This window comes from Paenibacillus sp. P4_E11 (genome assembly GCF_056401635.1).
In genome coordinates, this window is record NZ_JBFUIX010000287.1 from 1 (window position 1) to 3,046 (window position 3,046).

Here is a 3,046-nt window from a genome sequence, read left to right on the forward strand (position 1 = left end):
TTCAATGCCGATTCGTTTTCTCTTAGCAGGTAATATTCGAGGCACATGAAAAACCTCTGAAGCAGATCACTACAATGGTCCTTGGTGGTTGAGTTTCGTTCGTTCTTCTTTCGTATTAGGAGTTACGTCTTCCAAGTGGCATCTTCTTCTAATTCCGGCGTGGCACACAAGAAAAGGCCTGCTTTCCAGATGGAAAGCAGGCATGGAACTGATTCAATCTTATACGGGGATCATTAATCGGAAACAACGAAATACTTTTTCCCGTATAGTTTGGACACTTGCGTATGTTCTAGTTTTCCCTCGTTGCTGCGGGCTAGAGATTGCATGAACTCATAAGCTTTTTTTTGATCGCTTTCGTTCAGCTTGTCGAACAAATTGAATAAATTGTCCTTTTGAATCATGGTAATCCTCCTCACTTTCGCTTACGAGGTTAGCTGTCGGATTCGGATTGTGAGAAATCACCCTACAACGCATACGAGCGTACACGTCGATTCACCCCATATTAACTCGGTTCCCCCGCTTTTCTTTACAGAAAATTCAGCGATATTATTAGAATATTCAATTAGTGTATAATATTATACACCATAATTAGACATTTTGTAAAGAGTTCTAATGGTACAACCACCGATCTATAAGGCCGTCTCCTTGTTCACGTCAGAATATCCAACTCGGAAACCAACGCAGAACATAGTTCACATAGCTCTTGTCCACAATCATCCCGGACAGCACCGGATAGAACATTACGAACAATATTCCTGCTAGTACAATATATCCGATACTAAGGCGACGTCCCATCGGGTAACGCTCATCCACACTCTTCATTGCATACACTACGAACAGGACGATGAACGGCATCATCGGGAAGAAATGGTACAGGAACGTCAAACGCGGTACGAGCATCCAAGGCACATACAGCGACACGAAGGCGATAATCGGTACGAGCATGACGATCGCTCTGTGACGGATCAGACTGTATAAGGCGAATATAAAGGCACCTATCCCGCCCCACCACAACGCCGGATTGCCCATCGCTACGATGCTCGATACTTTGCCTTCAGCCAACTGTTGACCGGAGAAATACCAGACCGGCTTGACCATAATCATCCACTGCCACCAAGGCGAGGAGAACGGATGTGTTGCGACCAGCTTGCTGTGATAGTCGTACATGAACTTCTGAAACTTCACGACGTCCACCAGATCATGCCCCGGTCCAGGGATCATCAGAAACGGAATGTAAGACAACACATAGATGATCAGCGGAACGATAGTAAAGAACAATCCTGCGTATACCACCGTCTTAATCGTATAGCTCTTATACAGCTGAACAATCCGCTCCCATCGTTCTGTACCTGCCACTTGCCCTCCACCCAATTGCTGTACGGCGTACCTGTATTCCATATGCCGCCGGTACAAGTAGAAAGCCAGCAACACAGCGAGACCCAAGCCCCCATACACTGCATTCCACTTGGAAGATATGCCGAAGCCAAAGAACAAACCAGATAGACATAACGGAACGAGCGATCTCGACAACCTCGAGCCTGAGGCAAATACATCAATCCGACTGAACTTGTACATGTAATAGAACATCAGCATCACGAAGAATACCGTATACACATCCACCGTGCCCATGCGCGTCTGGACAAAATGCATGAAGTCGAAGACGAGCAGCAAGGCCGCCCAAGTTGCATACACCGTACGCTGGAACAACCGAAAGGCGAACACATACATAAGTGGGATCATCAAGATGCCGACTACTGTCCCGACTACACGCCAACCGAATGGATTCATTCCAAACCCGAGAATGCCGAGTGTCATAATATCCTTACCTATTGGCGGATGGGTCGTCTCATACGGTTCCATCAAGTGGATATGCTCATACGCTGTACGTCCATGGTAAATCTCGTCGAAATACATGCTGTTCATATATGTAGGAATAAAAGGGACCGCACCCTGCTCATCGATCAAGTATTCCGGATGGGCCTCCTCAGTTGTTGCAGTCGTACCGCTCGTCGTTCCACCGCCCCCGCCACTATTCGCGATGGCCGGTTGCTTCACAAGCTCCAAAGGCGAAGGCTCCTTACTACCGTTCACGAACACGCCGATCTCCATCAAGCGGATGTCGGAACTATCCGCCGTAAGCTTCACGTACCTCCCGTTATGCGGTTCAATGACGGAATTCCAAGTAAATACGCTGCCATAGAGCGTATCGGGTACGGTCACTGTCTCCCATTGCGTCGCATCAATCGACGTCTCGACCCGGTATCGCCCTCCTCCTATGCCACCGTACAAATTAATTTTATTGATCGCGGCGGTGTGACCCAGGTCCATCACTACACTATCACCCGACGTCGGTTTCCAGAACGTCTCAGGTGCATCGTGATCTCCCAATCGAATGAATGCGACAATTGCGTATAGCAATGTAATCGTGCCGACAATAATCCAATCTTTGCGAACGAGTCGCTTATCTGATTGTATTTCTGCAAATTGCAGAGGAGCTCGTATCGGTTTCAAGGTCTTCGCAACCTTGGTAGCTACCGACTTCACGTTATATATTCCCCGGGCAATGAACATCATATAGACGACCAGAAGCACGTTAGCCGCAGACGTTAGCAGCAGCACTTTGTCGAAGCGATACAGATGATATTGTTCATGAACGTTGAAAGAGAGCACATACGCTACATTAATAAAGTGAGTCACACTCAACCCAGCATACAAATACAGCAATCGCCTGTCTTTGAACTGCAAATAACTGAGCATAGTCAGCAGCAGTGCCGGGTACAAATATCTTTCGTGCATCTTAGCTGTACAGACGAACACAAGTACAATGATGACGACACTGATCAGGAGCAAGACGGAAGATTGCCCCCTATTGCGAGCGAACAAATAAACGCTGTACGCCACCGTCAGTACAATGAATAGCATCCCCCACATCTCATAAGACAACAAGTAGCGGGTTGTTACAGGCTGCCAGTTCCCACCTAACAACGCGAACAGATTGAACGCATTCAGGGAAGCGTATGGATAAGAGCTGAGCGTATTGTTGTAC

At 47.4% G+C, this 3,046-nt stretch carries 2 protein-coding genes and 1 riboswitch; both genes read right to left on the reverse strand.

The genetic code is table 11. The features are described 5' to 3' along the window. Window positions 1–233 precede the first annotated feature (233 nt). Window positions 234–401 carry a hypothetical protein gene (locus AC1DWB_RS32905; protein WP_477545304.1) on the reverse strand — a complete coding sequence of 56 codons (168 nt, stop codon included), beginning with the start codon at window positions 399–401 and terminating at the stop codon, window positions 234–236. 3 nt (window positions 402–404) lie between these two features. Then, window positions 405–553, reverse strand: a riboswitch (cyclic di-AMP (ydaO/yuaA leader). Between the two features lie 101 nt (window positions 554–654). Further along, on the reverse strand, window positions 655–3,046 hold a 2,392-nt coding region (locus AC1DWB_RS32910; RefSeq protein ID WP_477545305.1), incomplete at its 5' end, for a phospholipid carrier-dependent glycosyltransferase.

What these genes read in the sequence shown, in the direction of transcription:
- AC1DWB_RS32905 (WP_477545304.1), bottom strand. Translation starts at nt 401, where the DNA reads ATGATTCAAAAGGACAATTTATTCAATTTGTTCGACAAGCTGAACGAA.